Annotated in this window: 22 protein-coding genes; 14 read left to right on the top strand and 8 right to left on the bottom strand. The window is 62.4% G+C overall.

Going from position 1 to position 26,755, the window contains the following annotated elements:
- Nucleotides 1-124: 124 nt before the first annotated feature.
- The 4 genes from LAN70_03035 (at nt 125) to LAN70_03020 (ending at nt 5,578) form a co-directional block, all read left to right on the top strand.
- Entirely contained in the window at nt 125-1,657 is a 1,533-nt protein-coding gene (locus LAN70_03035) for an insulinase family protein (protein MBZ5510124.1), read from the top strand.
- A complete protein-coding gene (locus LAN70_03030) occupies nt 1,654-3,894 on the top strand; it encodes an insulinase family protein (protein MBZ5510123.1) in 2,241 nt (746 codons plus the stop codon). Before LAN70_03035 ends, LAN70_03030 begins: the two co-directional genes overlap by 4 nt.
- A gap of 210 nt (nt 3,895-4,104) precedes the next feature.
- Nucleotides 4,105-4,359: a PEP-CTERM sorting domain-containing protein gene (locus tag LAN70_03025; protein MBZ5510122.1), complete on the top strand. Its 255-nt coding sequence runs from the start codon at nt 4,105-4,107 to the stop codon at nt 4,357-4,359.
- Nucleotides 4,360-4,372: 13 nt separating this feature from the next.
- Nucleotides 4,373-5,578, top strand: coding sequence for a glycosyltransferase (locus LAN70_03020; protein ID MBZ5510121.1), 1,206 nt, complete (start codon nt 4,373-4,375; stop codon nt 5,576-5,578).
- A gap of 16 nt (nt 5,579-5,594) precedes the next feature.
- Here the strand turns inward: LAN70_03020 and LAN70_03015 are convergent, their stop codons facing one another.
- The 5 genes from LAN70_03015 to LAN70_02995 all read right to left on the bottom strand — a co-directional run bounded on the left by LAN70_03015 (nt 5,595) and on the right by LAN70_02995 (nt 12,652).
- On the bottom strand, nt 5,595-6,887 hold the full coding sequence (locus LAN70_03015) for a homoserine dehydrogenase (GenBank protein MBZ5510120.1): 1,293 nt from the start codon (nt 6,885-6,887) through the stop codon (nt 5,595-5,597).
- On the bottom strand, nt 6,884-7,867 hold the full coding sequence (gene thrB / locus LAN70_03010; GenBank protein ID MBZ5510119.1) for a homoserine kinase: 984 nt from the start codon (nt 7,865-7,867) through the stop codon (nt 6,884-6,886). Before thrB ends, LAN70_03015 begins: the two co-directional genes overlap by 4 nt.
- Nucleotides 7,864-9,225 carry a threonine synthase gene (gene thrC / locus LAN70_03005; protein MBZ5510118.1) on the bottom strand — a complete coding sequence of 454 codons (1,362 nt, stop codon included), beginning with the start codon at nt 9,223-9,225 and terminating at the stop codon, nt 7,864-7,866. Before thrC ends, thrB begins: the two co-directional genes overlap by 4 nt.
- Nucleotides 9,206-10,675, bottom strand: coding sequence for an aspartate kinase (locus LAN70_03000; GenBank protein ID MBZ5510117.1), 1,470 nt, complete (start codon nt 10,673-10,675; stop codon nt 9,206-9,208). Before LAN70_03000 ends, thrC begins: the two co-directional genes overlap by 20 nt.
- Nucleotides 10,676-10,981: 306 nt before the next feature.
- Nucleotides 10,982-12,652, bottom strand: coding sequence for a ribonuclease J (locus LAN70_02995; GenBank protein ID MBZ5510116.1), 1,671 nt, complete (start codon nt 12,650-12,652; stop codon nt 10,982-10,984).
- Between the two features lie 102 nt (nt 12,653-12,754).
- Between LAN70_02995 and LAN70_02990 the strand changes: the two genes are divergently transcribed.
- Nucleotides 12,755-13,444, top strand: coding sequence for an EcsC family protein (locus LAN70_02990; protein ID MBZ5510115.1), 690 nt, complete (start codon nt 12,755-12,757; stop codon nt 13,442-13,444).
- 22 nt (nt 13,445-13,466) lie between these two features.
- Here the strand turns inward: LAN70_02990 and LAN70_02985 are convergent, their stop codons facing one another.
- From LAN70_02985 to LAN70_02975, 3 genes are all read right to left on the bottom strand, one after another.
- Complete coding sequence (locus tag LAN70_02985; GenBank protein ID MBZ5510114.1) at nt 13,467-13,889, bottom strand: type II toxin-antitoxin system VapC family toxin; 423 nt, start codon at nt 13,887-13,889, stop codon at nt 13,467-13,469.
- Between the two features lie 684 nt (nt 13,890-14,573).
- Entirely contained in the window at nt 14,574-14,963 is a 390-nt protein-coding gene (locus LAN70_02980) for a fibronectin type III domain-containing protein (protein ID MBZ5510113.1), read from the bottom strand.
- 295 nt (nt 14,964-15,258) lie between these two features.
- Nucleotides 15,259-16,332, bottom strand: coding sequence for a radical SAM protein (locus tag LAN70_02975; GenBank protein MBZ5510112.1), 1,074 nt, complete (start codon nt 16,330-16,332; stop codon nt 15,259-15,261).
- Between the two features lie 190 nt (nt 16,333-16,522).
- On the opposite strand from LAN70_02975, the gene LAN70_02970 reads away from it, so the two are divergent.
- From LAN70_02970 to LAN70_02930, 9 genes are all read left to right on the top strand, one after another.
- On the top strand, nt 16,523-17,494 hold the full coding sequence (locus LAN70_02970; protein MBZ5510111.1) for a threonine/serine dehydratase: 972 nt from the start codon (nt 16,523-16,525) through the stop codon (nt 17,492-17,494).
- Between the two features lie 82 nt (nt 17,495-17,576).
- Nucleotides 17,577-18,521, top strand: a complete 945-nt coding sequence (locus tag LAN70_02965; GenBank protein MBZ5510110.1) for a hypothetical protein — start codon at nt 17,577-17,579, stop codon at nt 18,519-18,521.
- Nucleotides 18,522-18,584: 63 nt separating this feature from the next.
- Nucleotides 18,585-19,505, top strand: coding sequence for an undecaprenyl-diphosphate phosphatase (locus LAN70_02960; protein ID MBZ5510109.1), 921 nt, complete (start codon nt 18,585-18,587; stop codon nt 19,503-19,505).
- A gap of 240 nt (nt 19,506-19,745) precedes the next feature.
- A complete protein-coding gene (locus tag LAN70_02955) occupies nt 19,746-22,112 on the top strand; it encodes a DNA translocase FtsK 4TM domain-containing protein (protein ID MBZ5510108.1) in 2,367 nt (788 codons plus the stop codon).
- A gap of 188 nt (nt 22,113-22,300) precedes the next feature.
- Nucleotides 22,301-22,714 (top strand): secondary thiamine-phosphate synthase enzyme YjbQ, encoded by a 414-nt coding sequence (locus tag LAN70_02950; GenBank protein ID MBZ5510107.1) that lies wholly within the window; start codon nt 22,301-22,303, stop codon nt 22,712-22,714.
- Between the two features lie 87 nt (nt 22,715-22,801).
- On the top strand, nt 22,802-23,128 hold the full coding sequence (locus LAN70_02945) for a hypothetical protein (protein ID MBZ5510106.1): 327 nt from the start codon (nt 22,802-22,804) through the stop codon (nt 23,126-23,128).
- Nucleotides 23,129-23,281: 153 nt separating this feature from the next.
- The gene (locus tag LAN70_02940; protein ID MBZ5510105.1) at nt 23,282-23,476 is read left to right on the top strand and encodes a hypothetical protein; all 195 of its coding nucleotides are present in this window, start codon (nt 23,282-23,284) and stop codon (nt 23,474-23,476) included.
- A gap of 447 nt (nt 23,477-23,923) precedes the next feature.
- Nucleotides 23,924-24,931, top strand: coding sequence for an energy transducer TonB (locus LAN70_02935; GenBank protein MBZ5510104.1), 1,008 nt, complete (start codon nt 23,924-23,926; stop codon nt 24,929-24,931).
- A 61-nt stretch (nt 24,932-24,992) separates the two neighbouring features.
- Nucleotides 24,993-26,687 carry a M48 family metalloprotease gene (locus LAN70_02930; protein MBZ5510103.1) on the top strand — a complete coding sequence of 565 codons (1,695 nt, stop codon included), beginning with the start codon at nt 24,993-24,995 and terminating at the stop codon, nt 26,685-26,687.
- The last annotated feature ends 68 nt before the right edge of the window (nt 26,688-26,755 follow it).

Genomic DNA, 26,755 nt, shown 5'->3' with positions numbered 1-26,755 from the left:
TTTCTCTGTGACCGTGCTCGCCGGACTCACAACCCGGAACTCGCAGTTGGCGGCTTCCCGCGTTTGACAGCAATTTCCGCCGCAGCGTAACGTTTTACGATTGAATTCGCCCCTCGGAGGTCGCATGCGAAGGCTGCTTTCGTCCCTGCTCGCCTTCCTCTTCTTTGCTTCTGTTCCGCTCCTCGGCCAGGACATTGCGTCGTTGGAAAAACGCATCACCGTCCGCAAGCTGCCCAACGGCCTCACGCTGCTGGTGATGGAGCGCCCCGAAGCCCCCGTCTTCTCCGGGTACACCTTCGTGGACGCCGGCTCGGTGCAGGACCCGAAGAACGAAACCGGCCTGGCTCACATGTTCGAGCACATGGCTTTCAAGGGAACGAAGACCATCGGGACCACCAACTGGCCGGCTGAAAAAGTTGCGTTGCAGAAGGTCGAGCAGGCCTATGCCGCCTACATTTATGAATTCGAGCTACGCGTTGGCCGCGACGACAAGAAGGTCGCCCAACTCAAGAAAGCGTGGCAGGACGCCATCAAGAAAGCTGACAAGTACGTCGTGCGCAACGCCTATCCCCAGATCATCGAGGAAAACGGCGGCGTTGGCATGAACGCCCAGACCAGCGACGACCAGACCATCTACTTTTATTCCTTCCCGTCGAACCGGCTGCAGCTTTGGGCATACCTGGAATCGGAGCGCTTCCTGGAACCCGTCATGCGCGAGTTCTACAAGGAGCGCGACGTGGTCTTTGAAGAGCGCCGCATGAGCACCGAAAGCAATCCCATCGGCCGCCTCTTCGAACAATTCATCGCCACCGCCTTCATGGCGCATCCCTACCATCGCCCGACCATCGGCTGGGCCTCCGACCTCCGCCGCTTCTCGGCCACCGACGCCGAGCGTTTCTTCCACTTCTATTACGTCCCGGCGAATATGGTCGTCGCTGCCGTCGGCGACATCAAGGTGGCGCAAGCCCTGCCCGTCATGGAAAAGTACTTTGGCCGCCTGCCCAAGGCGCCGCAGCCCGTGGAAGATCCCACGCTCGAACCGCAACAGCAGGCCGAGCGTCGCGTCGAGCTTACCGAAACCGCGCAGCCGGTTTACATCGAGGGCTACCATCGTCCCGATTACCGCGATCCCGATGATTCCGTGTATGACGCCATCTCCGACATCATGTCCAACGGCCGCACCTCGCGCCTCTACCGCTCGCTGGTGCGCGACAAGAAGATCGCCGCCGACTCGGCCGGGTTTAGCGGCTGGCCCGGAAGCAAGTATCCGCATCTGTTCGCGTTTTATGCCGTGCCAACGCCCGGCCACACCAATGCCGAAGTCCGCGACGCCATTCGAGCCGAGATCGAGCGGCTGAAGACCTCCGATGTCACCGACGACGAACTCGCGATGTTTAAGACCCGCGCCACGGCAGACCTCATCCGCGGCCTCGGCAACAATGCCGGACTCGCGGCGCAGCTCGCCACCTTTCAGGCACGCTTCGGCGACTGGCGCGAACTTTTCCGCCAGCTCGATCGCTATGACAAGGTGACCAAGGCGGATATCCGCCGCGTTGCCAACAAGACTTTCGTACCCGCCAACCGCACCGTCGGCATCATCGAGAGCACGAAGATGGCTGGCGCCGCGCCCGCCCAGCAGCCGGAGGAGAAACAATGACGCGCACGTTCCTCCGCAGTACGACAGCTCTTTCGCTTCTCTTCCTGGTGACGTCCGCAGTCTGGGCGCAAGCGCCCCCACAAAAAAACGCACCTGCGCAAACCACACATCCTGCAACGGACACAAAAACTGCCAAGCCCGTTACCGGCGCGCCGGCCGCTGGATGGAAGCAGATCCCCATCCCGCCGCTGCCGCCGTTTCACCCGCAGGAACCCCGGCGCATTCAGCTCGCCAACGGCATGGTCATTTTTCTCCAGGAAGACCACGAACTGCCGGTCGTCGGCGGCACGATGCGCATCCGTGGCGGCTCTATCCAGGAGCCCGCGAATAAAGTCGGTCTGGTCGATGCGTACGGCGCCGTCTGGCGCACCGGCGGCACCACCAAGCGCTCCGGCGATGAGCTCGATGACTTCCTGGAAGCGCGCGCCGCCAAGGTGGAAACGGGCGGCGGCGCCGACTCCACCATCATCAGCTTCAATTGCCTGAAGGACAAGCTGGACGATGTCTTCCCGGTATTTCTTGAAGTGTTACGTGAACCTGCTTTTCGTGCCGACAAGCTCGAGCTGGCGAAAACCCAAATGAACACCGACATCGCTCGGCGCAACGACGACATCGGCGAAATCGCCGGACGCGAAGCCGTCCGCCTCGCCTATGGCCGGGACAATCCCTACGCCCGCATCGCCGAATATTCCACCGTCGCTGCCCTCACCCGCGACGATCTCGTCCAGTGGCATAAGACCTTTGTTCACCCCAATAACATCATCCTGGGCGTGTACGGCGATTTCGATCCCGCCACCATGGAACGCCGCCTGCGCCAGGCTTTTGAATCGTGGCCACAGGCGCCCGTCCCGCCCCAGCCGAACATTGTCTTCCACGATCCCAAGCCCGGGCTGTACTTCATCGAAAAATCCGACGTCACGCAGAGCGAAATCCGCATGGTCGCGCTCGGCATCCAGCGCAACAATCCCGACTACTTTTCCGTGGACGTGATGAACGATGTGCTCGGCGGCGGCTTTGCCTCACGGCTGTTCAAGACCATCCGCACCGAAAAGGGCCTCGCGTATTCCGTGGGTGGCGGCGTCGGCGCCTCTTTCAATCATCCGGGCATCTTCCGCATCGCGATGGGGACCAAGAGTCCCACCACGGTTGATGCCATCCAGGCGCTCTATGCTGAGTTGAACGGCATGCTCGCCGCCAAACCGATTACCGCGGAGGAAGTGCGCGAAGCCAAGGATTCCATTCTCAATCGCTTCATCTTTAATTTCGATTCCAAGGACAAGGTCCTCGGCGAGCGCATGTTGTACGAGTATTACGGCTACCCGGCCGATTACCTGGAGCGCTTCCGTGCCGGGATCGAGAAGTCAACCTCCGACGATACCAACCGCGTCGCCCACAAGTACGTTCACCCGCAGCAGTTCGCCGTGCTCGTCGTCGGCAACCAGGCGGAGTTCGGCAAGCCGCTGGCCTCGCTCGGGCCGGTGACGCCGATTGATATCTCGATCCCGCCGCCCGGCGCTCCTGCAGCGAATGCTCCGCAGCCCGCCCAGTCCGACCCGCAAGCGCGCGCGCTGGTGGAAAAATTCGTCAGCTCCATCGGCGGCGCGGCAAAACTCGACAGCGTCAAAGCCCTGCATCAGAAGTTGGTCAGCACGCAGCACACGCCCCAGGGCTCCATCACATTCAACAACGACTTGACCGTACAATTCCCCGACAAACTCCGCGCCGCCGTCACTGCCGAACAGATTCCGGGCGAAATGCTGGTCGTGGTTTCGCCAACTTCAGCGTTCATGAGCATGCCGGGAGCGGGCACGCGCGACATGCCGTCGTCGATGAAGCAGGACCGGCTGAACACTCTGAAGCGCGACTGGATCGCCATCGCGCAACGCGCCGCCGATCCGGCTTACGTTTTCACCCTCGGCGGGACCGAGAAGGTGGGCAACACCGAGGCGCAGATCGTCAACGTCACCGGCAACGGCATCTCCGTCAAGTGGGCGCTCGACCCGCAGAGCGCACGCTTACTGCAGGTCTCCTACCAGGAAGCCGGGCAGCGCGGGCCGGTGCAGCGCGTCATCGGCTACTCAGACTGGCGCCCGGTTGACGGGCTCACCGTTCCCTTCCAACGCAGCGTCACCGAGGATGGCCAGCCCAGCGCGAGCGAGCAGATTCAATCCTACGAAATCAACCCGCCGCTTGACGCCAAGCTGTTCGAAAAACCGGCAGACACCCCGCCGAAATAGACCGGTGCAAGCCCCTGTTTCCTGCGAATTCCTTTCTTATATTTGCGCAAGATTTTGCAGCTTCCGCGGGGCCCGGTTCGGCCAACGAATCTGTTTGCCTTTTTTTTTCAACCGTATAACAACCAGCCGGAGCGGCCAGTGAATTGCTTCCATATGTTCGGGGGGATGACCTTCCAACTCCGCCTACTCAGCCACTTCAGAGGAGAATCCATGACTGCTCTTGACAAGGCCCAGTCGTTCTTGAAGTCGAGCAAAACCAGAACCGCGCTGAAGATCCTGCCCTTTGCTCTGGCAGCCGCCACGGCGAGTGCGGGAACCGTCGCAACCACCAACTTCGCCATGTTTCAGTCGTCGGGCGGTGGTGGTACCACAGTGCCCGAACCAGCCAGCATCATGTTGCTGACTGCTGGTGTGGCGGGTACTGCGGCGTACAAGGTGCTAAAGGGGCGCAATAAGAAAAAGTAAATTCGAGCAGCTCATGCCTCACCAGTCGCCCCGAGTGCTCCTGGTTTTGCCGGAGCTTCCGCAGAACCCGGCCTCGGGGGCTGCTCGTTCGCTCACCAGCATCTGCGAAATACTGGCCGCCGCCGGTTTCGCGGTTCGTTGTCTGGCGGTCACGGCTACAGAGCTGGCCGGAAAACTCGACGTCCGCAAGCACCTTAAGGCGCTCGGCATTGGCTCGCCAATGCCGAGCCCGCCTCACCGCCAGTTGGTCTTTTCGAGCAAGGGCATAGACTTCCGCTTGCTCGACGTCGGCAAACACACTCCCGCCACTTGGGACCGAGCGCATGGCGCGCGCTTCGACCTGTTGTTTGACGACGAGCTGAAGAACTTCCAGCCTGACATCGTCTTCACATACGGCGGCTTGGACCGGGACCGCCAACGACGCAGGCGGGCCCGCAAGCACGGCGCTATGCTGGTTTTCGGGTTGCGCAATGATGCGTACCTGTCCTCTGGTCAGTTGGACGACATCGACGCCTTCCTTACCCCCAGCCGCTACCTGTCCAATCTGTATCGTGACGCTCTAGGGATTGAGAGCACACCGCTGCCGCCGCCCATGGAACTGGAGCAGGTCCTCGCCGAGAACCACGAGCCAATCTTTCTGACCATGATCAACCCGTCTCCGGAGAAGGGAGTGACGGTTTTCGCGCGCCTGGCGGAAGAGCTAAGCAGACAACGGCCGGACCTTCCGATTCTGGTGATCGAATCGCGCGGCACCGCCGGGTTGCTGGGTTCGGTGGCGCTGGCGGGAGGCTTCGACCTGAGGCGGCACGAAAACATCATGGTTTCATCCGCCGTGCCTCAGCCACGGGACATCTACACCCCGACACGAATCCTGGTGGTGCCTTCGCTCTGGCGCGAAGCCGCGGGCCGGGTGGTGCAGGAAGCGCTGCTCAACGGCATCCCGCCGATCGTGAGCGACCGCGGCGGTCTGGCCGAGAGCTGCGCCGGAGCAGGGTTTGTCCTGAAGCTGCCGGAATCGCTGACCCCGCATGACAAGATTCCCGTCGCTCCCGAGGTAGTGCGCCCCTGGGTGGACCTGGTGATACGCCTCTTTGATGACGAAGATTTTTATCAGGCCGAGTGCCACAAAGCGCGGGTGGCAGGCAGGCGCTACCTCCCGCAGGCTTTGACGCCGCAGTATGTAGAGTTCTTCCGGAATGTCCTTGATGGGCGTGCGTAGAGCGCGCCGCATCCCGCTAGCCCGCGAACATGCGCACCAGCAATGCCGGTTCGGTGAGGAATTCGAACTGGTTGATGCGCTCAATCGCCATCCTGATGGTGCGCTCCGACACGGTTTCCACGGTGATCACAAACGACAGCCGCTCCTTCGGCAAGTGCGGCTCCTGCAGCACCGAATCAATGTTGATCTCCAACTCTGCAAGTACGGAGGCCACCCGCGCCAAAATGCCGGGATGGTCGCGCACGCTCAGCCGGAGATACCACTCGCACGAGGTTCCGGAGGTCGTCAGGGGAAGCGCCGAGATCGGCCCGAAGCCGGGCATCGGGTTGCGTCCCGGAGTTTTCGACGCCATTCCCTGCGCAATCCCGATCAGGTCCGCCACCACCGCGGTGCTGGTCGCCGGCCCTCCCGCGCCGCGGCCATAGAACATCTGTGTGCCGCTGCGCTCGCCTTCCACGAAGATGGCGTTGAACACGCCTTCCACTTTGCCGAGCATGGAATTTTGCGGCACCAGCCACGGCCGTACCGTGACCGCAATTCCATCGTCCTGGTGTTCCGCTGCTCCCACCAGCCGAATGCGCCCGCCCAGGCGCCGTGCATATTGTAGGTCCACCTGTGAAACTTGCCGCACGCCGGTGACCGGGATGTCTTCCGGATGCAGCCGCAGATTGAAGGCCATCCTTGCCAGGATGCACAGCTTGTCGCGCGCATCAATGCCATCAATGTCGAGACTCGGGTCCGCTTCGGCGTAGCCGGCCTGCTGTGCCGCTGTCAGCGCTGCCTGGAACTCCAGGCCTTCCGTTTCCATGCGGCTCAGGATGTAGTTCACCGTGCCGTTCAGCACTCCGTATATCTTGATCACTTGATCGCTGGTGGCCGAGCGGCGCAGCGCGCGCACAATCGGGATTCCTCCCGCCGTCGTCGCCTCGATTCCAACCGGCAGGCGGCGCTCGCAAGCGTGTGCCAGGATCTCGTCGCCGTACTTGGCGATCAGCGCTTTGTTCGCCGTCACTACCGGCTTTCCTGAAATCAAAGCCCGGTTGACGACCTCGCGGGGAATGCCGTTGCCGCCGATGGTTTCCACCACCACATCGACATCCGGCGCGGACACCACGTCGGTCCACGACGCACAGGCGCGCGCCCCCGCTGGAATTAATTCGGCAGGGATTGGCGTTCGGCGGCACACCACCGTAACCGCCAGCCGCACTCCACTGCGCTCCTCGATGAGATCGGCGTTGGCCGCCAGCAACTGCGCCGTCGCCTGCCCGACCGTGCCAAACCCGACGATTCCTACCCTGACTTCCTTCACACACCCTCCCCGGCCATGGCCCGTGCCGGCAGTTGGGTCCGGCAAGTACCCTGCTTCGCCATCTTGGTGAAAACCAATTCGCCTGCAAGGCCCGCGGCGCGCAGCCGCTCCGAGACCGCGTCGCCTACCTCGGGCTGCGACGCATCATGCCGCAAGGTGAGCAGCACCGAACTTCCCGCGCCGCTCAGCGTCACCGCCAGGATTCCGGCCTGCCCCGCCAGCGGTTGCAAGCACGGCAGCAGCGGGCACACTTTCGCGCGATACGGCTGATGAAGCGCGTCGTGCTGCGCCGTGCTGAACAATTCGTCGCGCCCGAGCACATGCGCCGCCACCAGTGCCATGGCGCTTTGCAGATTGGCAACCACCACTTCCCGGCCGTACAGCGTCGGCACCAACGCGCGCGACTTTCCCGTAGCCAGGTCGTCGCCGGAAAGAACCAAGAGCATCGGCCGCTCGCGGGCAACCTCAATCCGGCTCGCCTGCACGCGCTTCCCGCGGTCGTTTCGATTGGCCTGCACGATCACGAACCCGCCCAGCCAGCACGCAGCCACATTGTCGGCGTGGCCCTCGAGGCGGACCGCTTCGTCGAGAATCTGCTCGTCCGTCCACGCCAGTCCGCCGAAGTGGACCGCCAGCGCCACCCCCGCCAACCGCGCCGCGGCGGAGGACCCGCAGCCTTTCCCCACCGGAATCTGGTTGTCGATTCTCAGCGCCAGCGGCGCACAGGGCGCCTTCGCGTTGTTCAGCACCTCGCGATAGGAGTCCAGGATCAAGTTGTGCTCGACCTTGCCACACACGTCCGCATCACGTCCGCTCGCGGTCACCGAAAATGACGCCGCCGCCTCGGCCCGCACGCGCAGGTAGAGATCCAGGGCCATCGCCGCCGAATCGAAAGCCGGACCCAGGTTCGCCGAGCTCGCCGGCAGCTTCAGCTCGATCCCGCGCAAGCTGCGATCATGGTTGCTGCCAGCCGCACTCATGCGTCCCCCTGCAACTTCTCCAGCACCGCCATGACTTTCTCCAATTCCGCCTCGACCTGAATCGGAGGACGGCGCCGGCGATCCAGTTCGCTCCCCAGCTCGGTAGCGCGCTCCAACAACTCTCCCGCGTGGAATTTCATGATGTAGTCGGGATCCTTGAGAACATGGCCGGTGAGCACCAGCACCACTTTTTCATCGGCAGCGACGAACCCGCTGCGCAGCAGTTTCTTCAGCCCCGCCAGCGTGACCGCCGATGCCGGTTCGCAACCCAGCCCTTCGGCGCCGATCTCCGCCTTCGCCAACGCAATTTCTTCTTCGCTCACCTGCTCGCAGGTTCCGCCGGTTGCCTCCAGCACCCGTATCGCTTTTCGCCACGACACGGGGTTTCCAATGCGGATCGCGGTTGCCATCGTCTCCGCCTTCACCGGCACAAGACTGCGGCCACCGTGCTCGTGGACCGCCGTGTACAGCGGATTGGCGCCCTTGGCTTGAACGACGGAAAGCTTCGGCAGCCGCGCGATCAGCCCCAGCCGGTGCATCTCCAGCAGTCCTTTGCCCAGCGCGGAAGAATTCCCCAAATTGCCGCCGGGCACAATGATGTGCTCCGGCGGGTTCCAATCCAGTTGCTCCATCAGTTCGATCGCCGCGGTTTTCTGCCCTTCAATGCGGTACGGATTGATCGAGTTCAGCATGTACATTGGCATCTTGCGCACCAGCTCCATCGCCACCCGCAAGCATCCGTCGAAGTCCGTCCGCAGTTGCAGCGTGACCGCGCCGTATTCCACCGCCTGCGACAATTTTCCCCACGCAATCTGTCCTTCCGGCAGCAGCACCAGGGCCTTCAGCCCGGCGCGCGCCGCATACGCCGCCATCGACGCCGACGTGTTGCCCGTCGACGCGCACACCACCCACTGGTACCCCCGCGCGTGCGCCACCGATACCGCCGCCGTCATCCCTGTGTCCTTGAAAGAGCCCGTCGGATTCATGCCCTGGTGCTTCGCCAGCAGCGCCCGCATTCCCAGCCGGCGCGCCGTTTGCGGCATCGCATACAGCGGCGTATTGCCCTCCGCCAGCGTGACTACCTCATCCAGCGCTTGAACAATTGGCAGCAACTCCCTGAAACGCCAGACTCCGCTACGGTCCACCTGGGAGCCGGAAAGTTTTCGTTCGCGCCACTTCGTCTTGAATCCTTCCGCAGAAGGACGACCCGCGTCCGATTCCCATGCCGGATAAATCACTTCCAGCAGCTCGCCGCATTGGGCGCATCGGAAATCCGGCTGCGGGTCATCCTGAATCGCTTGGCAGCCGCAACACCGCAGTTGCGCTTCGGCGCTCCCCTCAGCAGCAGCGGCTGGCATGGGTCTGTTCATCGTCATCTCCGGATTCGTAGGCGTGAAATGGCTGCCCCGCTGCGCCCAGAAATTCATCGTGCACGGCGCGGATCACCACCGGCGCAGAAGCCGCTGTCACCGCGAAGCAAATATTGATTTCGCTGGCGCCCTGCGCCACCGCAATCACGCTGACCCGGCAGCGCGCCACGGCAGTAAACAAGCGCGCCAGCACGCCGACTTTGCCCTTCATCGTCTCTCCCAACACCGCGATCACCGCCACATCGCGCTGTACCGCGATCGGCGCCATCATGCTGTGCTTGATCTCGGTGCGGAACACCCGCTCGGTCACGGTCAACGCGCGTTCCAGATCGTGCTCGCGAAATACCAGGCCGATGGCGTTTTCCGAAGACGACTGCGTCGAGAATAGTACGTCGATGCGCTCGTGTCCCAGCCCCAGGAACAGCCGCCCGAACAGGTCCTCGAAGTGGCCTCCATTGGGCATGTTCAACGTGATCAATGCCGCCGGACTGACCGACGTGACCGCCTTCACCACGTGCCCGTTCCCTTGCGTCTGGGCAGCGATCCGCGTTCCCTCGACCTGGCGGCAAAACGAGTTCTTGATCAGTACGGGGATCCCGTGCTCCAACGCCGGGCGAACCGCTTTGCGGTGGATCACTTTCGCGCCGTAGTACGACATCTCGATCGCTTCGGCGAAGGTGATCTCCGGCAGAATGGCGGCGCCGGGGCAGATGCGCGGGTCGGCGCTCATGACGCCGTCCACGTCGGTCCAGATCCAAATCTCGTCGCAGCTCAGCGCCGCGCCCAGGATCGTGGCCGAGTAATCCGACCCTCCGCGGCCCAGCGTCGTCGGCTGCCCGGCGGCCGTCCCACCGCGGTAACCCGTGACGACGGGCACGGCGCCTTCGCGCAAGACGGGCAGAAGACATTCGCGGCTGAGGTGAGTCGTCGCCTCCATGTCGGGACTGGCTTCCCCGAAATTGTCATTGGTAATCAGGAGACGGATCGAGTCGAACGGTCGCCCATCCATTCCGAGTTCGCAGAGTTGTGCGGCAAAGATCGGCGCCGACATCCGTTCTCCCATCGCCAGCGCAACATCCAGCACCTGCGGCGTGGCCGCCCGCAGCATGAGGAGTGCGCCGCACACCTCCCGCAGTTCCCGCAGCACTTCCCCAATCGCGGCCATGACCATTGCGCGCCTGTCGCCGCCAAATAGTTCCTCGACCACCTCGCGGTGGCGGCGCTCAATGCGTTCGAGTCTTGCCTCCGAGCTGTCGCGATCCCCGGCGCAAGCCGCATTTACAGTCTCAATGATCAAGTCGGTGATCCCGCTCAGCGCCGAAACCACGACTACCACGGAATGCTTACCGCGCTCGTCACGGACGATGTGCGCCGACTGCCGAATTCTTTCCGCCGACCCGACCGAGGTCCCTCCGAATTTCATCACTAACGAACTCATCGCCTTCCCCGTTTCTCAAAAGTGTGCAAGAACAGAAAAGCCACCTGCGCCGGCGGCGGAGGTGGCTTTCAAACCCTGATTCTGGCTGAACTACCTCATCCGCCGTGCGCTCCTGTAATAGTTGTTGTTGTAATCGTTGATGTCGCGCGGACGAGCCCGAATTCCGGCGCTTGCGTCGGACCAACCAGGCGGATTAGCAAAGTGCGGTTCAAATCAACGTCCAGTATTTGTTCACAGTATCGTTGTTCAACTTCGTCTGTCAATCGCAAACCAGCAGTACAAGAGGTCATCGCCCGTCGGTTACCCTCAAATCTCCAGGATGACCGGCATGATCAGCGGCCGCCGTGACGTGCTCTTCACGATGAACCGCTTCAGGTCCTGCCGGATCTTTTCCTTGATCACGCCCCAATCGCGCTTCTCTTCCTCGGTCGATTGCTCCAGCGTGTCCATGATGATCTGGCGTGCTTCGGCCATCAGACCGTTGTCGGCGCCCGCCGCCGCGAAGCCGCGCATTACGATCTCCGGCGCCGACTCGATCTGCCCCGTCAGCTTGTTGATGGCGATGATGGGCAGCACGATCCCGTCCTCGCTGAGATGCCGCCGGTCTTTGATGATGAGGTCTTCCACCACGTCGCCGCGCGATCCCGAATCAATGCACACCCGCCCCACCGCGACGCGCCCGGCCTTGCGCGCGCCCAGTTCGTCGAATTCCAGCACGTCGCCGCTCTCGATCATCATTACCGATCCGACCGCGCCCAGCATGCTGCCCGCCAAATCCGCGTGCCGCTTCAGTTGCCGGTACTCGCCGTGGATGGGAATGAAATACCGCGGCTTCACCAGGTTGATGAGCAGCTTCAGCTCCTCCTGGCTGGCGTGCCCGCTGACGTGCACCGGGGGATGCGATCCGTCCTCGTAAATCACGTTGGCGCCGCGCCGGTACAGGTGATCGATCATCCGGTAGATGGACTTTTCGTTTCCCGGAATGATGCGCGACGACAGCACCACGGTGTCACCTGGCTCGATTTTCGCGTGTTTGTGATTGTCCACCGCCGCGCGCGACAGTCCCGACATCGGTTCGCCCTGGGTTCCGCTGATCAGCACCATCACCCGCTCCGGCGGGAAATTCTTGATCTCCCCGGGATGAATCAGCAGCCCGTCCGGCACTTCGATGTATCCGAGATCCTGCGCGATCTCGGTGGAGTCGTTCATGCTGCGCCCCACCAGCGCCACCTTGCGCCGGTGCTGGTACGCCATGTCAATCGCCAGCTTGATGCGGTGGATGGAGGAAGAAAAACACGAAATGAACAGCCGCCGCGGCGTGCGCGCGAACACCTCGTCAAACTTGCGCCCCACCGCCCGTTCGCTCGGCGTGTACCCGGTGCGCTCGACGTTGGTCGAATCCTGGAACAGCGCCAGCACGCCTTCTTTGCCGTACTCCGCGAAGGTATGCAGGTCGAACAGCTTGTTGTCGGTGGGCGTGGGATCGACCTTGAAATCGCCGGTGTGGATGATCACGCCCAGCGGCGTGTGGATGGCCAGCGAAACGCAGTCCACCAGCGAGTGCGTCACGTGGATCGGCTTGATCTTGAACGGCCCGATGGTGACCATCTCGCCGGGACGCATCTCGATCAGAGTCGCGTTGTCCAAAAGCTCGTGCTCGTCGAGCTTGTCCTCCACGTACGCCAGCGTGAACTCGGTGCCGTACACCGGCACGTTCAGCTCCGCCAGGATCCACGGCAACGCGCCGATGTGGTCCTCGTGGCCGTGCGTCAGCACGATCGCACGCACGTGCTTGCGGTTCTCGATCAGGTAGGCGATGTCGGGAACAACGATGTCGACCCCGAGCAATTCCGTCTCGGGGAACATCAGGCCGGCGTCAATGACGATGATGTCGTCGCCCCAGCGCACGGCCATGCAGTTCATTCCGAACTCGCCGAGTCCGCCCAGCGGCACGACATGGAGCTTTCCAGTAGGCATGTGTAAACCTTGATGCTAGCACAGCAGGTCGCGCAGGAGTCCGTGAGGTGAAGCGCGTTCGCCCTCGAACGCGGCAGGACGACCGGTGTATGCTGACAATTGATGCCAGAAGAGAAACCATCCTGGCTCCGGCTGCGCGTCGAAGATGGCCTGCGCCGCGGCCTCACCCAGGCCTACGAAACCGTCAAGGTGGACCCGCAGAAGTTCCTTCTCCAACTCCGCACCGCCTACGGACTGCCGATCAGCACCTACGACGGCGTGTTCTCCGTCTCCGAGGAGCAACTCGACCTTGTCGCCATTGACGTGGTCCGCTCAGGCATGAAGGTCGCGGCAGTGGAAGGCGCCGGGTTCGGCCTCGGCGGCCTGCTCACCATCGTTCCCGACCTCAGCATCCTCGCCGGCATCACCATCCGTACCATCCAGAAGCTCAGCCTGATTTACGGCTTCCAATTTGCCACCGATGCGGAAGTGGCGGATCTGTGGGTCGCCGCCGCCAGCGCCGCCGGCGTGGACATCAGCCGCGAATTATTGGAAAAGGAAGTGGTGAACCGGTTCGTGCCGCGCGTGATCCAGCGCATCGCGGTGCAGGCCAGCAGCGACGTGGTCGAGCGCTGGGCCGGTCGCCTGATTCCCGTCCTCAGCTCCGCCATCGGCGCCACCCTCAACTATTATTTCGTGCGCACCTGGGGACGCCGCGCCATGACCCACTTTCGGCAAAAACACGATCTGAGGCGCTCCCGCCTCACGCTTACGCAGCCGATCACGCCAGGCGCGCTGCCGCCCGCACCATAATGTGCGCGACTTCAACCGCCTATCAAACGGGCACTCGGTCGAGTGGCACAATGAAATGGATTCCTGTCACCTGTTTGCCTTGCAAACGCGCGTCATTGGTGATGAACAGGTCCACGCCGGTCGCGGCGGCGCATGCAAGTTGGATCGCGTCCGGCGCGCGAAGCGAACGATCACACCGCAACCGCGCATAGATTTTCGCAGCGTTGGCATCAAAGGTAAGCAGAACAGAGGTCGCGGACACAGCCGCCTCGTATTTCTTGCAGAGCTCTGTGTCCCCTTGCTCGATCGGCTTCACTAGAAGTTCACCGAGGGTCAGCGTCGAAGTCAGCAATTGGTCGCCGCGCGCTAACATTCTGGCGCGAAGCTCGGTTGTCCTATTTGAAAGTTCGCCATACCCTTCAAACAGGTAGATAAACAGATTCGTGTCCCAGAAGATCCGGCTCATTGCCAGCCTTCCCGGAGCCGGCGCACGTAATCGTCGGCGGACTCGCGGGCCCAGAGTTCCTTGCCCGATCCAGCCAAAGACAGGAGTGGGTCGGAATGCAGAGCGCTGCTCGATGCCGCTGCACACCAGTCGCGGTACCAGGGAAGCAAGCCACCGTACCCCGCGGGTAGATCTTCTCGCTCGGGTACGCTCTTGGATCCTTCACGATCTGGATGGTATGCGTCACCCGGGCGATAAAGGCGACGACGCCCAGCCGTCGTTTCGAACAGCATGCGGTAACGACCCGGGTTGGGTGGGCGGTTGGCCACGCAATGTTGGACCACATGCACATATACACCAGGCCGAAGTGGCGCACAGAGCTTCTCCCGTTGCGCTCGCTCGACAATCTCCTCAATCGAAAAATCGCTCCGGTCGGGATGCTCGCGATGCAATAGTGCGGTCGCAATCCACACCTCGTCTGCAACTTTCACCTTGGCCGCGTTCGAGATTGAAGCGGAACTCTGCATAATCTTGCTCCCGTAACATAAGGTTATAACATTATTACTTGGTATTTTTGAAATATCAATCAATTAATACTGCAAGGCGCTTCGAAAACGCTTGGTTTCATGGATTGGCTCAAAAGAGTTTTCAGTTGCGCACGAATAGCGGAACTGTTGAAGGATCGGCCGCTCTGTACGTGTCACTTCAGGGAGTCGGAATCACCGCCACCGCTTCCGCCGAGCGGTCGCTTTCCGCCACCGCATTGGCGGCTGTGACGGTGTAGTAATACGTCTGTCCAGACAGCACGGCGGTGTCCAGGTAGTCGGGATTCGCGAGCAGCGCGGGGTTGAGCTTCACATAAGGCCCGCCCGATTGAGATCCGCGATACACGTTGTAACCGAGGACGTCAGTCGCGCTGTTCCGCGCCCAGGTCAACTGAACGGAATGGGCGACGGTATTTGTGACGGTGGCGGCAGAACTCGCCGGGTTTGCCTGCTGGCCACCACCGCAGCCCAACAGCAAGAACAACACTAGGATGGAAAAAATTGTGAGGATGTGCGCGGTCTTCCCGCCAGGCGGTCTACGGCACTCCATGCCCTACCTCTGCGGCGCCGCTGAATGCCCCACAACCGTCCGCGATCGAGTGGCAGGACTCGATCCGCAGCCATCATTTGCGCGCGGTGCCGCTCACATTCTGCGGTTGCGCATGCTCAGCTGACGTCAGCGCGACGGCAGAATTTACATTTAACACTTTGGGTCTTATTGAGGCAATTGCAGTTCAGGTTCCATTCCCGCAATCCGGAAAAACCGGCTGCGAACACGCAAACGCTCGCCAAATGGGAGTAAAAGATTCAGAGTTGAAGAACTTTTTGCCTGCTTGACTGGCGACTCAGAACAGCCGGAGTTGCTCCTCAAGCAGCGGCATCTCGACCGCGGGCTCTTGGTGTTTTGTTGTCTTCGCCCGCGGCGCCGCGCACGGCTCACCCGCCGACGCTTCCCTCTCCAAGCGATCGCGGTCCGATTGCGTCCCGATCTTATGCTTCTGCCGCAACTTCGCCATCAGTTGCGAAATCCGCTTGCGATATGCCGGACCCAGGTGCGCGCGCGCTCCATAACGCTCGCGATAGTTCTGCGCCAAGTGCGGAAATTCCTTTTCCAGCCACGGAAGGAAAATCGCCGCCGAGCACGGCTTCAGGAAAAGCGCATTGGCGAAGATGTACCGCCCGCCCGCCTCTTTTGTCGCCTTCACCAGGGCATCCAGGTCGCGCGCCGAATCCGTGATCCCCGGAATCACCGGCGCGCAGATCACGCCTGCCGGCACCCCCGCCTGATTGAGCTTTTGCACCGCCTTCATGCGCAGGTCGGGACGCGGCGCCCGCGGCTCGAGAATTCGCGCCAGGTCTGTATGCAGTGTCGTGATCGTCAGGTTGACAAACAGTTTGTTCCGCCGTGCCACCTTGCCCAGTAATTCCGTATCGCGCAGCACCGTGTCTGACTTGGTGACGATCCCAATGTCCAATCCGCGCTGCTCGGCAAACACTTCGAGGACGGTTCGCGTCACCTCGAACCGCCGCTCCGCCGGCTGGTACGGATCGGTCGCCGTGCCAATCGCAATCTCCTCGCCCGGTTTCACCTTCCGCAGATCGCGCCGCAACAGCTCCGCCGCCCGCTGCTTCACGTAAATCTTGCGTTCGAAATCCACGCCGTCGCGCATCTCCATGAACTCGTGCGTGTAGCGCGCGTAACAGTACTTGCAGGCAAACTCGCAGCCGCGATAGGGGTTGATCGTCCAGGTGAACGGCATCCGCGGCGCCGTGCAGCGGTTCAGCAGCGACCGCGACGCCAGCGTGAAAAACTCGACGTCGTGGCCCTCCGAAATGGGCTCGCCCTCCGCCGCCAGCCGCGCGATGCCCACCAAAGACGATGCGGGTTCGCACGGTTCGAGCAGGAGAAGTGAACTCATGTGAAATCCGGAGCGGGAGATATTCGCCTTTTCTTCGCTGCAATAGATTATCCGCAGCCGGCCCAGGTTGTCAAAACCGGACCGCCCCGGAAGGCGTCATCCTGAGTCGCGCCGGTCTTGCGCGACTCAGGATCTATGCTTTTCCGCTTTGCGTCCATCGCGTCCTTTGCGGTTCAATGGTCGTTTCAACATGGTCACCCTTGACGACATCACTCTCGCCGCCTCGCGCCTGCGCGGAATCGCCACCCGCACGCCGCTCCTTGCCTACCCGCGCCAGCAGCCCGGCCGTGAGCTCTACCTGAAACCTGAGAGCCTGCAGCCCATCGGCTCCTTCAAGCTGCGCGGCGCCTACAACAAAATCGCCTCGCTCGCCGACGCTGAACGCCGCCACGGCGTCATCAGTTACTCCAGCGGCAACCACGCTCAAGGCGTCGCCTACGCCGCCCGCGCCCTGGGCGTGAAAGCCGTCATCGTCATGCCCGACAATGCGCCGCAAATCAAGATTGACAGCACGCGGGCGCTCGGCGCCGAAATCGTCTTCGTCGGTCCTGCCAGCTCCGAACGCAAAGCCAGGGCCGAGGATCTCGCCCGCGAGCACGGCTACGCCATCATCCCGCCTTACAACGACGAAAAAATCATCGCCGGCGCCGGCACCGCGGGTTTGGAAATCCTCGCTGACCTGCCCGATGCCGACCTCGTCCTGGTCCCGGTCGGCGGCGGCGGCCTGATCAGCGGCATTGCCTCCGCCTTCAAGCTCAGCGGCTCGCGAGCGAAAGTCATCGGAGTTGAACCGGAACTCGCCTCCGACGCGCAGGCCAGCTTCCGCTCCGGCCGCATCGTCGAATTTTCCGCCGACCAGACTGCGCGCACTCTCGCCGACGGCCTTCGCACCCAGTCCGTCGGCGAAATCAATTTCGATCACATCCGCCGCTTCGTGGACGATATTGTCACCGTCTCCGAATCGGAAATCCTTGCGGCCATCCGCACCCTCGCGCTCGATGCCAAGCTGGTCGCCGAACCCAGCGGCGCCGTCACCTTTGCCGCTTTCCTCTTTCGCGCCGACCAACTCCCCCCGGCGCGCAAGACCGTTGCCGTCATCAGCGGCGGCAACATCGACCCCGCCCTCCTAGCTCGCGTCCTGTCCGACTTGCCTCACTCATGACGTTGGAGCGTGTTCGCCCTCGAACGCGCAGTGTTGCGCTTCCCTGCTGCTAGAATCACATCACCGCAGGAGTTCACTGATCATGCGATTCCGGCATCATCTCCTGATCGCAACGCTGCTGCTCGCCGCGCCTCTCTCGTTCGCCGCCGCCGAGCGCGGCGTCATGGTGCGTGTCGCGCAAATCTACCTCTCGCCCGACGCCAACGCTCCCAGGATCGCCACCATCGATCGCGGCCGTGAGGTCGCCGTCATCGAGAAATCCCGCGACTGGCTCCACGTGCTCGCCACTCTCTCCGAGCCCACCGAACTCAGCGAAGGCCGCGACATCAGCGGCTGGATTCTCGACAAAGGTGTGGTGCGCGCCAGCACGCCCAACGGCGACAAGGTCCTGTTCGGGGAAGCCGTCGCCAGCGAGCAGGAAGCCAGCCGCCGCGGCGGGCGCAAAGGCGCCGATAAGGATGCGCTCCGCCTCTACTACCGCGCCGCCGAATACTTCCCGCAGTCGCCGGTGGCGGGCGAAGCGCTGTACCGCGCCGCCGACATTCGCTGGCAAATCGAGCGCGCCGACATTTTCGGACGCCCCTCCGGCCGTGGAGCTCCCAGCAGCCGTCTGTACGGCATCAACGAAGACCTGATGAAACAGGTGATCAAGAAATTTCCCCACAGCAAGTGGGCCGACCTCGCCGCCTTCGACTTGCTCGACAACAAACTTTGCGGTGACTGGCAGGGCGAATCCAAGTGCCCCGAAAAGGAAGCCGAAGTTTACGAGAAATACGCCGACGAGCATCCCCAGTCGCCGGTCGCCGCCGAAGCCCTGTACGACGCCGCCTACCGCCGCTCTGCCCTCATCGAGCTCTACAAGAACGACGGCAAGTCGAACCGCATCGGCGACGCCAAAGCCAAGGCCGTGGCCCTGGCCCAGCGCGTCATCGCCAATTTTCCACAAAGCGACTGGGCCAACCGCGCCCAAACTCTGTTGTATAAATTGGAGCAGGGAATCCCCACCTACGGGACTGCAGTCGAGTAACTGCCCCTATGAGGTAACCGCCCTTATGAGATTGTCATTCCGAGCGCAGCGAGGAATCCGCTTTTGAACCATTACTTGCTGTCCGTCCTCCTCGGCATCGTCGAAGGCCTCACCGAATTTCTTCCTGTCAGCTCCACCGCGCACCTGCGCATCGTCGAAAAGGCGATGGGGCTCGACCTCGCCAGCGGCTACTGGAAGATGTACTCCATCGTCATCCAGCTCGGCGCCATTCTTTGCCTGCCCATCTACTTCCGCGCCCGCCTCAAGGAATTCATCAAGACTTTTCCCCAAGGTCCGGACGGCCGCCACAACCTGTGGAACCATCCCCTTACTCTGACTGGCGTCGCCTTCGTGGTGACCGCCGGCCCGGCCTACCTATTGACCAAGGTTATCGGCAAGAATCTCGAGAGCCTCTACGTCATGGCCACTTCCCTGATCGTCGGCGGCATCGTCATGTGGGTCGTGGACGCCGTGTACGGCGCGCCTCGCATCCTTCTCAACTCGGGCAGGGCGCGCGCCCTCGGCGCCGCCACTGCGGGCTACCGAACGGAGAGCATTTATCAGATGACCCTGGCGCAATCCATCTGGATCGGCGCCTGCCAGATCCTCTCCGCGGTCTTCCCTGGCACCTCGCGTTCCATGTCAACCATCGCCGCCGGACAAACCGCCGGCATGTCGCGGCCCGCCGCGCTTGAATTCTCCTTCCTGGTCTCGATTCCCACCATGATCGCCGCCACCGGGTACGACCTGCTGAAATCCCTGCGCCACAAGGCGGGCGCGGGCGGCGAAATCGGCATCGCCCCACGCGACCTGCACGAATGGATTGTGCTCATCATCGGCTTCGTCGTCTCCTTCATCGTCGCCTATGTGGTCGTCGCCTGGTTCATGCGATGGGTCCGCCAGCGCGGCTTTGCCCCTTTCGCCATCTATCGCATCCTCCTCGGCCTCGCCGTCTTCGTGTGGATTCTCAAATCAGGTGGCTGAGGATAGTCACGTGAATGTCCGAACCACCCGCTCCCTCCGGTTTTGAACGCATATTAAACGAGTGTCATCCTGAGCGAGGACGCGGCGGTTTCTTTCCTTCGTTTTCCTCTGTGTCCTCTGTGGCTAAACCGGCCTTCCGCCTTGTGCCTGATCGGTTACCCACCCGAAATTTCATCCCAAATCCCCGAAAAACCTGCCATAATTGCCCTGCTCTGGCTGTCGCACCTCGCGATACGCCACATGAAGGTTTTCTCTCAGGTCTTCACCCCGACGAGCAATCGCCGGCTGAACGAGCTTGTCGGCTTCCTCCTGCTTGTCTCCGCGCTCCTCCTTTTCCTCGCCATCGCGTCCTATTCTCCGCTCGACCCGTCGTTCAACACCGCCTCCGCGCCGCTGCCTTCGCGTCCGTCGCGCAATTGGATCGGCATTGTCGGAGCCTACGGCAGCGACCTCTTGCTGCAATTCGCCGGGATCGCTGCTTTCCTGATGCCGGTGTTTCTCGGCCTGCTGGGCGGGCGCTGGTTTCGCTCGCGCAAGGTCGAGTCGCCGGCAGCGCGCGTCCTCGGCGCAGGCTCGCTGCTCATTTTTGCCGCCGCCTTCCTGGGACTGCTCCCCTGGCACTGGCGCTGGTTGCACGCCATCCCCATCGAGGGCCTGCTCGGACGCGTCGCTGCCGATGTTCTCATTCACTTCTTCAACCTGATCGGCGCCTATCTGGTTTGCGCCAGCGCCATCGCTGTCGCCCTCTATCTGTCGACCGCCTTCTCCTTCGGGGCGCTCCGCCTGTGGCTGGAGACGCGCTTCGCTTTCGCCTTCGCCCTGCGTGATCGCTTCCAGGATTGGCGGGCGGCGCGCGCCAAGGCGCAAGCTCAAAAGCAACTGGAGAAGCGCCGCGCCCAGCAGAGGACGGTGGTCAGCACGCAACTGATGCAGGCCCGGCCCGCGCCTGCCGAGCCGGTCAAGACCGGCATCGAGAAAGAACTCGCAGCCACCGCGCCGTCTCCGCTTTCCGGTGCCGTGCCGCCCGTGACCTTCACCCCCGACGGGCTCGCGCTCGTCCCCGAAGTCACCACGCGCGCCGACAGCAATCAGAAGGCGAAGACCACCCTGCCGCGCATCGCCGGCGGCTTCAAGCTCCCGTCCAGCGCCTTGCTGCATCGTCCCGACGAGCAGGCAACGATCCACGAAGATGAGCTCAAGACGCTGGCCACCGTGCTCACCGCCAAGTGTTCCGAGTTCGAAGTGCACGGCTCGGTGACCCAGATCAACCCCGGCCCCGTGGTCACCACCTTCGAGCTCAAGCCCGAGGCCGGCATCAAGTACAGCCGCATCACCAGCCTTTGTGACGACCTCTGTCTCGCCCTGCGCGCCGAAAGCATCCTCATCGAGCGCATGGCCGGCAAGTCCACCGTCGGCATTCAAGTCCCCAACCGCGAGCGCGAGACCATCTGGCTGCGCGAGTGTGTCGAATCGCAGGAGTTTCTTGGCAACAAATCCAAACTGACGATTTCCCTCGGCAAGGACATCAACGGCCGCATCGTGGTCGCCGACCTCGCCTCCATGCCGCACCTGCTCATCGCCGGCTCCACCGGCTCCGGCAAGAGCGTGGCCATCAACGCCATGATCATGTCCATGCTGTACAAAGCCACGCCGGAGCAGGTTCGCCTCATTCTGGTGGACCCCAAGCGCCTCGAACTCGGCGTCTACGAAGGCGTGCCGCACCTCTACACCCCGATCATCACCGAGCCCAAGCTCGCCGCCAACGCCCTGCGCAATGCCGTGCGCGAGATGGAGCGCCGCCTCAAGCTGCTCGCCGAAAAAGGCGTACGCAACATTGACCAGTTCAACAAACTGTACGAAGGCGACAACACGCTCAGCCTGTTCGGCGAGGAGGAACGCGAAGGCCCCCTGCCCTGCATCATCATCATCATCGACGAACTCGCCGACCTGATGATGCTCGACGGCAACAACGTCGAGGAATCCGTCACTCGCCTCGCCCAGATGGCGCGCGCCGTCGGCATTCACCTGGTGTTGGCGACGCAGCGCCCTTCGGTGGACGTGATCACCGGCTTGATCAAGGCCAACTTCCCCGCCCGCATTTCGTTCCGCGTCGCCACCAAAGTGGATTCGCGCACCATCCTCGACGCCAACGGCGCCGAGGCCCTGCTCGGACGCGGCGACATGCTTTATCTCCCCTCCGGTTCGGCGCGCGTCCATCGCTTGCACGCCCCGTTGGTCACGGAAAGAGAAATTGCCGCCGTCGTCGAGTTCTGGAAGTCGCAAGCCCTGGCCCAGTATCAGGAAAAATTCCTCGAGGCGCCCAAGGACGAAAACGGCAGGGCGGAAGCCGGCAGCGCAGGTAGTTTAGAAAATGGCGAGGAGGAAAACGATGAGCTCTTCGAAGATGCCGTGCGACTTGTCCTGGAGTTCGGGAAGGCGTCCACTTCCCTACTGCAGCGCCGTCTGCGTGTCGGTTACGGCCGCGCCGCTCATCTCATTGACCTCATGGAGCGCGACGGCATCGTCGGCGCCGCCGACGGACCCAAGCCCCGCGAAGTCCTCAAGCGTCCCGACTGGATCGACGAAGTCGAACAGTCCCTGCGATAATTCTTAACGCCTGTCATCCTGAGCGAGAGCCTGCCCCGAGCGAAGCCGAGGGGACCCCTACTCTCTCGGGCGCGTCTGCGCCTCTCATAGGGACCTCAACCCTCTTCCAATCGTCAATTGACAATCGGAAATGGTTTAGCTGCGCCCCTTTTGCGCCCTTTGCGGTCTAATATTCCCCAGGAGCTGCCATGAAATCCCACACCGAGTACCTCACCTTCAACACCAGGAAGCATCGCGAGTACGTCCACATCACGCCGCAGGTCGAAGCCGCCGTCAACAAAAGCGGCGTGCGGGAAGGCCTGGCGCTGGTCTCCGCCATGCATATCACCGCCGGCGTCTACGTCAACGACAACGAGCCCGGCCTCATCAACGACATTGACCAGTGGCTGGAGACGCTCGCCCCCTTCCGCCCCGACTATCGCCATCACGAAACCGGTGAGGACAATGGTGACTCCCATCTCAAGGCAATTCTCGTCCACCACCAGGTGATTCTGCCGATCACCGCCGGACGCCTCGACCTCGGCACCTGGCAGCGGGTCTTTTACGCCGAATTCGACGGCCGGCGCTCCAAGCGTGTCATCGTCAAGATCTTGGGTGATTAACGCCACCCACGTGTCCCGGGATTACCAAAGACACTTTGCTGTGTAAGAATTGTTTAATAGTCTATTGCTACGGTACGCGGTGCGACCATGCCGCGAAGCAAACAACCCGGCAAACCGCGAGTCTCTTCCGCGAAGCCTGCAACTTCCAACGAAGCTGCCGCCGCCTGCCTTAAAGTGTTGGCGCCTTTATCCGGATACATTGACATCAGCCTGCAGAAGCAGATTTGCACCGATCTCGGCCGCCACCTCGATCAAACCGCGGCCTGCGATGAATTCCTCCAGATTCTCCGCGATACCGTCGTCCGCCTCCAGAAGCGGTCCCGCGGCAAACCCGACCCCACTCTCCTCGCAGAGATCCATGACACCGTCATGGAGCTGCACCGCTCTCTGATGCGGAATTTGCCCTCGCGCTGAACCACCCGCCGGTCTTGAAAATCAGTCAAGAGTCTGCCGTTCCGGCCGCACCGCACGGCTTGAGTTGAGCCCATTGGATCGGCCGCTTGCTTTACGCCCCTCCTCCGTGTATAGAGAACTCCGGCACGTAATCGCAACTCCCGCGAGGTTTCCATGTCCGCTCCCAGCCGCCGCCCCGAAATCCGCCGCCGTCGCACGCGCAAGGAAAAAATTTCCGTCCTGCGCCGGCGCTATGCCACCGCCAAGTCCGATGCCGACCGCGACCAGGTTTTCGCCCGCGTCCAGCAACTTTCGCCCTCCATCACGCTCGAACAGTTCACCGCTCCCCTACAGTCGCGGCCTGCATGAGCAATCACCCGTGGGGATAATTCCCTCGCCTGGGTTGTCCTTAAGCAGTTCGCAGCCTTCGCGCGTCCAAAATGATCCGCACGATCGGCCTACGACTCCTGGATTCGTCGTTCCCCGATGCCACTTTCATACCCCTGCTCACCCCCTGCTCTCTGTTTAATAAGTAGTTAACCTGGAAACTCGCTTTCCGGCGAAATTCATGGAATTCAGCCTCCCCTGCCGGGACCGGAGAGACGAAACACCTATGACTCAGTAATGAACAACCTCAACCAACGACGTAGCCGGCCGCCGGCTGGTACAAGCACTTTCGTTACGGCTGTGGCCATTGTCGTGCCCCAGCGCAGTTGGTAATGTGCGGCTTGCACAGGGGTGGCAGCTATTCTCCCTCAAAACGAAAAGCCGCCACGCCCATCAACCATGAGCAGTGTGAAACCGAGAGTCGTTCCCATGTTCGCTGGTATCCCGCCGGCGCCGAAGCGGCGGAAGGCTTTCACCGCCGGTTTCTTGGTCCAGGCGGCCGGCCTGGCTGTACTGGTCAGCCTCGGCCTGATCCGCCCTGCCGCCATTCTTCCCCAGCATCAGTACGTTTACATTTCGCTTGCGCCGCCGCCGCCGGTGAACCACGCGCCGCAGCGCATTCCGCCGAAACTGCTCGCGGCGGTCAGACTGAAACCGGTCGAGAGACCTGAAGTCGCGAAGCTGGAACCGCCGAAATTCGACGTTCCGGCTCCCAAGCCTGATCTCCCGGAAGTGAAGCCGCAGGTCGTGAAGTCCGCCAATTTCCCGACGGTCGCCACCGAGCGGCCTTCTCCCAAGCCTTCGCCGCAGGTGAAGACGGGTCAGTTTTCCACCGGAAGCTCCGCCACGCCCACCGCGGTTCTGGACGCACGCAAGGTCCAGACCGGCGGCTTCGGCGATCCCAACGGCGTTCCCGCCGGCAATAACACCAGCGGGCGGGTGAATATCGCCGCTCTCGGTTCATTTGATCTGCCGCAGGGATCCGGTTATGGCAACGGCACTGGCGGCAGCCGTGGCATCCGCGCCGTGGTGACCAGCGCCGGCTTCGGCAATGGCGTCGCCACCGGCACCGGCGGCGGAAGGCGCGGCGGCACCATCAAGCAGGCCGGCTTCACCAACAGCGAACCGGTCAAGCAGGTCGCGCCTCGCGACCTGGCGCCCAAGGCCGACGCGCTCCCGGTACAGATTATCTCCAAACCCACGCCCAGCTATACGCCCGACGCTCGCGCCGCCCGCGTGGAAGGAGAAGTTTTGCTCGAGGTGGAGTTCAGCGCCTCCGGCAAGTTGCACGTGCTGCGCATTGTGCGCGGACTAGGTCATGGTCTTGACGAGTCCGCCATCCGCGCCGCCGAACAGATTCGCTATAAACCTGCAACCCGCGGGGGAGCGCCCATTGACTCCACCGCAACGTTGCACATTGTTTTTCAGATGGCTTGAACCTATTGAACCCGGTCACTTCCGCGCCATCCCCACGCGACGGAAGCCGGGGAGGAGCACCATGCGGATTGCCAAGTTACTGTTCCCAGCTTTGGTCCTGTGCCTCAGCCTGCCGCTGATGGCCGGCAACGACGAACCCAAGACCACCGCGCTCCAGGCGCCCGACAGCGTGGCGCAGAATTCCTTCGAGCAGGTCGTGGACCGCGCCACCGAGCGCGAGAAGGCGACCTTGCAGGAATTGCGCAAGTACTCGCCCGTGGTCGAAACCTACATCCAGAACATGCGGCGCGATAACGACCTCGGCTTCGTTCCCGAGAAAGACACTTACTTCCTCGGCCGCATGGATATGAGCAACGGCGCCCGCCACAGCCGCTCCTTTATGCCGCAGCCGGGGTTCATGCGCGCTTTCGCGGACAAGCTGACGGCCTTCTATTCGATGAAGTACCTGCCGCTCGGCTTCATGCAGATGATCGTGATGGACGACAGCAGTTTCGACCGCGCCCACTATGACTTCAAGTTCGTCCGCCGCGAGTTCCTCGGCGAAGTGCGCTGCCTCGTCATTGACGTCTCGCCCAAGAAGAACACCGGCAACGGGCGCTTCCTCGGCCGTATCTGGGTGGAAGACCAGGATTACAACATCATCCGCTTCAACGGCACCTACGCTCCCGCGCCGCGCTTCGCCAGCTATCTGCACTTCGACAGCTGGCGCCTGAACATGCGTCCGGGCCTGTGGCTCCCCGCCTACGTCTACAGCGAGGAATCTGCCGTGCCCAATCACCTGTTCAGCACCGTGCGCTTCAAGTCGCAGACGCGTCTCTGGGGCTATGACCAGGCGCACATCGGCCACCACGACGAGTACTCCGCCATCACGGTGGACTCGCCCAAGGTGCAGGATCAGAGCGAGGCCGCGCACGATGCCTCGCCCGTACAGGCGCAGCGCGCCTGGGAACGCCTGGCCGAAACCAATGTTGTTGAGCGCCTCGAAGTGGCCGGACTGCTGGCGCCCGCCGGCGACGTGGACAAGGTCCTGGAGACCGTCATCAACAACCTGGAAGTCACCAACAACCTCAGCCTTCAGCCGGAAGTGCACGCCCGCGTGCTGCTCACCGCCCCGCTGGAGTCCTTCACCATCGGCCACACCATTGTGCTCAGCCGCGGCCTGATTGACGTCCTGCCCGACGAAGCCACGCTGGCCGCCGTCATCGCCCACGAACTGGCGCACATTACCCTCGGCCAGGATCTCGACAGCCAGTACGCCTTCAACGACCGCATGATCTTCCCCGACGAGCAGGCGTTCCGCCGCCTCCGCATGACCCGCGACGAGCACGCCCAAGCCGAGGCCGATCAGAAAGCGATCGCCTTGCTGCAGAACTCTCCTTACAAGGACAAACTCGGCAATGCCGGCCTCTTCCTGCAAGCTCTCCAGGCTCGTGAGAAGGAGCTGCCCAACCTGCTGCGCGCCCATCTCGGCAACAGCTTGGCGGAGAAGGGCGGCCTGCGCATGTCGGCGCTCATGACCGGCGCGCCGAAACTGGAGCAGCGCAACGCGGACCAGATTGCCGCCCTGCCGCTGGGCGCGCGCATCCACATGGACGCCTGGTCGGACAAGATCGAAATGACCAAGACCAGCCGCGTACCGCTGATCTCGCCCCGCGAGAAGATGTCCTTTGAAGTCACGCCCGTGTTCCCGTACGTAACGCGCATAGGCGCGGACGACAAAACCAAGGTCGCAGCCGCCAATGCGCCGCAGCAATAGCTCCTGAACGTAGTGTCATCCTGCGTGGGCGCGGTGCTCGCCCACGCAGGATCTTTGTATTTTCCTCC

Source organism: Terriglobia bacterium (assembly GCA_020072845.1).
Classification (GTDB): Bacteria; Acidobacteriota; Terriglobia; order Terriglobales; family Acidobacteriaceae; genus JAIQGF01.
This window is presented reverse-complemented; position numbering and strand designations above follow the sequence as displayed.

What these genes read in the sequence shown, in the direction of transcription:
- LAN70_02930 (MBZ5510103.1), top strand. Translation starts at nt 24,993, where the DNA reads ATGCGGATTGCCAAGTTACTGTTCCCAGCTTTGGTCCTGTGCCTCAGC.
- LAN70_02990 (MBZ5510115.1), top strand. Translation starts at nt 12,755, where the DNA reads ATGCCAGAAGAGAAACCATCCTGGCTCCGGCTGCGCGTCGAAGATGGC.
- thrB (MBZ5510119.1), bottom strand. Translation starts at nt 7,867, where the DNA reads ATGAGTGCGGCTGGCAGCAACCATGATCGCAGCTTGCGCGGGATCGAG.
- LAN70_03025 (MBZ5510122.1), top strand. Translation starts at nt 4,105, where the DNA reads ATGACTGCTCTTGACAAGGCCCAGTCGTTCTTGAAGTCGAGCAAAACC.
- LAN70_02985 (MBZ5510114.1), bottom strand. Translation starts at nt 13,889, where the DNA reads ATGAGCCGGATCTTCTGGGACACGAATCTGTTTATCTACCTGTTTGAA.
- LAN70_03020 (MBZ5510121.1), top strand. Translation starts at nt 4,373, where the DNA reads ATGCCTCACCAGTCGCCCCGAGTGCTCCTGGTTTTGCCGGAGCTTCCG.
- LAN70_02970 (MBZ5510111.1), top strand. Translation starts at nt 16,523, where the DNA reads ATGGTCACCCTTGACGACATCACTCTCGCCGCCTCGCGCCTGCGCGGA.
- LAN70_02945 (MBZ5510106.1), top strand. Translation starts at nt 22,802, where the DNA reads ATGCCGCGAAGCAAACAACCCGGCAAACCGCGAGTCTCTTCCGCGAAG.
- LAN70_02955 (MBZ5510108.1), top strand. Translation starts at nt 19,746, where the DNA reads ATGAAGGTTTTCTCTCAGGTCTTCACCCCGACGAGCAATCGCCGGCTG.
- LAN70_02980 (MBZ5510113.1), bottom strand. Translation starts at nt 14,963, where the DNA reads ATGGAGTGCCGTAGACCGCCTGGCGGGAAGACCGCGCACATCCTCACA.
- LAN70_02965 (MBZ5510110.1), top strand. Translation starts at nt 17,577, where the DNA reads ATGCGATTCCGGCATCATCTCCTGATCGCAACGCTGCTGCTCGCCGCG.
- LAN70_03030 (MBZ5510123.1), top strand. Translation starts at nt 1,654, where the DNA reads ATGACGCGCACGTTCCTCCGCAGTACGACAGCTCTTTCGCTTCTCTTC.
- LAN70_03000 (MBZ5510117.1), bottom strand. Translation starts at nt 10,675, where the DNA reads ATGAGTTCGTTAGTGATGAAATTCGGAGGGACCTCGGTCGGGTCGGCG.
- LAN70_02935 (MBZ5510104.1), top strand. Translation starts at nt 23,924, where the DNA reads ATGTTCGCTGGTATCCCGCCGGCGCCGAAGCGGCGGAAGGCTTTCACC.
- LAN70_02995 (MBZ5510116.1), bottom strand. Translation starts at nt 12,652, where the DNA reads ATGCCTACTGGAAAGCTCCATGTCGTGCCGCTGGGCGGACTCGGCGAG.
- LAN70_02975 (MBZ5510112.1), bottom strand. Translation starts at nt 16,332, where the DNA reads ATGAGTTCACTTCTCCTGCTCGAACCGTGCGAACCCGCATCGTCTTTG.
- thrC (MBZ5510118.1), bottom strand. Translation starts at nt 9,225, where the DNA reads ATGCCAGCCGCTGCTGCTGAGGGGAGCGCCGAAGCGCAACTGCGGTGT.
- LAN70_03035 (MBZ5510124.1), top strand. Translation starts at nt 125, where the DNA reads ATGCGAAGGCTGCTTTCGTCCCTGCTCGCCTTCCTCTTCTTTGCTTCT.
- LAN70_02950 (MBZ5510107.1), top strand. Translation starts at nt 22,301, where the DNA reads ATGAAATCCCACACCGAGTACCTCACCTTCAACACCAGGAAGCATCGC.
- LAN70_02940 (MBZ5510105.1), top strand. Translation starts at nt 23,282, where the DNA reads ATGTCCGCTCCCAGCCGCCGCCCCGAAATCCGCCGCCGTCGCACGCGC.